This window comes from Methylobacterium nigriterrae (assembly GCF_037106235.1).
Taxonomy (GTDB): Bacteria; Pseudomonadota; Alphaproteobacteria; order Rhizobiales; family Beijerinckiaceae; genus Methylobacterium; species Methylobacterium nigriterrae.
In genome coordinates, this window is sequence record NZ_JBAWTG010001129.1 from 1 (window position 1) to 214 (window position 214).

At 63.1% G+C, this 214-nt stretch carries 1 protein-coding gene; it reads right to left on the minus strand.

The genetic code is table 11. From position 1 onward, the window contains the following. Positions 1-214: hypothetical protein (locus WDW90_RS40495; RefSeq protein WP_336493155.1), on the minus strand; the 214-nt coding region annotated here is incomplete at both ends.

Sequence of the window (214 nt, forward strand, 5' to 3'; positions counted from 1 at the left end):
GTCCTTCTGCCAGATGCTGTACTGGCCTTCGCCCGGAGCCGAGGTGCCGCTCGCGTCGTAGGTGTACGAGCCCTTCAGGAAGATCTGGTCGGAATCGGTGAAGTCGGTGATGGTGTCGGCCTTGCCCTGATAGACGTCGCCGGTATCCTGCGTGTCGAAGTAGAAGTAGTCGGCGCTGCCGTCGTTGCCGCCCGAGAGCGTGTCGACGCCCTTG